2 protein-coding genes are annotated in these 1,947 nt (G+C 46.0%); one reads left to right on the top strand and one right to left on the bottom strand.

Features of this window, described 5'->3' with window-relative positions:
* Positions 1–1,409 (bottom strand): reverse transcriptase domain-containing protein (locus QUB12_RS37145; protein WP_333311096.1); only part of this gene is annotated, 1,409 nt, incomplete at its 3' end.
* 349 nt (positions 1,410–1,758) lie between these two features.
* Between QUB12_RS37145 and QUB12_RS37150 the strand changes: the two genes are divergently transcribed.
* Positions 1,759–1,947, top strand: a 189-nt coding sequence (locus tag QUB12_RS37150; protein WP_333311098.1) for a hypothetical protein, incomplete at its 3' end; no start/stop codon positions are given.

Raw genomic sequence — 1,947 nt, forward strand, 5'->3', positions numbered from 1 at the left:
AGATGTACCTTTTCATCGCCTAGCATTTTTAGACCACATTTCCCACATTTATGGTTTTGCCGTTTTAAAGCTTTAGAAGTTTTGCCGTCGTAGAGTTTGCTGTTACGCTCACTCCAGTAAGCTATATCTCCGTCGTAGGGAGATTTCTTCCCTTTGACATTGACAAATTTGTTTTCGGAGTAAGGAATCGCCGGGAACGCCTTTTCTATCAGTTTCCTGGCAGTATAGCGGTTCTGTTTTGATTCCTTGTTAAATACCTTGAAGGCTCTATTGTCGAGGAACCACAGCGAAAACCGTGACCCATCTAACTTACAGTAGCGATGGTAATTTCTCCAGCCTCTAACCACAGAGGCTAATTTCTGGGCCTTGAGCGTGGCACCATAATTCGAGTTGTTAACGATGTGTTTTACCTTCTGACGGAACGCTTTAAAATTGTCCGCTGATGGAACGCATCTAAATTTCCCGTTGTTTTGCACTTTAAAATGCCAACCGAGGAAGTCAAACCCATCTGTCGTAGCCGTTAGCTTGGTTTTCTTTTCACTAACCTTCATCCCTCGTTCTGCCAGAAATTCGCTGACTTTATCAAGTATTACCTCTGCGTCATCTTTGGGCTTTAGAATTATTACCATATCATCCGCATAGCGGACTGATTGATGTATTTCCTCAATCCCATTGAGGGCAATATTGGCGAGTAATGGACTTACCACGCCCCCTTGTGGGGTTCCTTGTTCGGGAAATTCTGGATTGACTCCTGATTTTAGACAGCGGAATATCCCGGTCTTGATGCCTTTGGGGGCGATGAGTCGTTCCATTATGCTGGCGTGGCTGATCCTGTCGAAGCATTTTTCGATGTCGAGTTCGATAACCCGTTTCTCTATTCCATTACTTATGGAGCGTAGATTGTTGAACAGAGTTTTCTGCGCGTCATGCGCTGATCTCCCTGTTCTAAACCCATAGCTGCAAGCGTGAAAAGTTGCTTCATGTGCTGGCTCTAGCGCGTATTTTGCGAGGCATTGCCACGCTCTATCAGCGATAGTTGGTATCTTGAGGAGGCGGGTACTCCCATCCTTTTTAGGGATTGGTATTGAACGTAACTTCTGATGTTTCCAGTTGTTACTTTTGGCTCTGAGTTCATCGCTCAGAACAAATCTTTCCTCAAATGTGAGTGAGGCTTTTCTATCGATTCCCGCAGTCTTTTTGCCAGCATTTAGTTGAGTTACTTGACGTATCGCCAACATTCTTGCAGCCCGAGATTTCAGCATTAGCTTTTGAACGGACTTCGCTTTCTGCTTGTCTCCAACTTGAATCGCTTTAAACACTCGTTTTTGTAGGCGAAATAAGTCCCTTCGGAATTTCTTCCAAGGTAACGTCTTCCAAGATTCACTAACATTACTGTTGTGCCTAATCATGCGCTGCTCTAACTTATGTTTTCTGAACACCTCAGACCAGTTACGGTCTGTCCTACCCGAACGGAGGGGGTTCCGCTGCTCGTCTAGCCTACTTTGGGGTTCGACTTCCCCTAGACCCTCAGTTCGTTTTTCTTCGTTCCCTCGGTTAGATTGATTGTTCCTTTAGGTGGAGCCAATTTAACTACTGGATTCCCTAGACTCTTGCCGATATTGAGAAGATGATTCGGCGGGAATAAATTCCAGTGGAGTCGGGATTTTGGTCTGCGACCCGCTCTGACGTAAGTTACTTTTTTAGGCTCTGTTTTCACCATCGGAACTCCCCATTAACGCCAGTGTCACCCCACATAAGATGTCTGATTGCGTCCTGTTCCCAGCTTCACTCTCCAAGAATCGAGCTTGGTCGGTGTGGGCAGATAGGGAGTCATGCCTGAGTCTGGCAGAAGGGACTTGCACCCTTATCCGACCGAGAGTTCAGCCTTGTGGCTGGAAACGCTATGTACGGACTGATTACCGTGATTCACGTTTCAACGAATCGCAC

The sequence above is a fragment of the Microcoleus sp. B7-D4 genome, from assembly GCF_036705125.1.
Lineage (GTDB): Bacteria > Cyanobacteriota > Cyanobacteriia > Cyanobacteriales > Microcoleaceae > Microcoleus.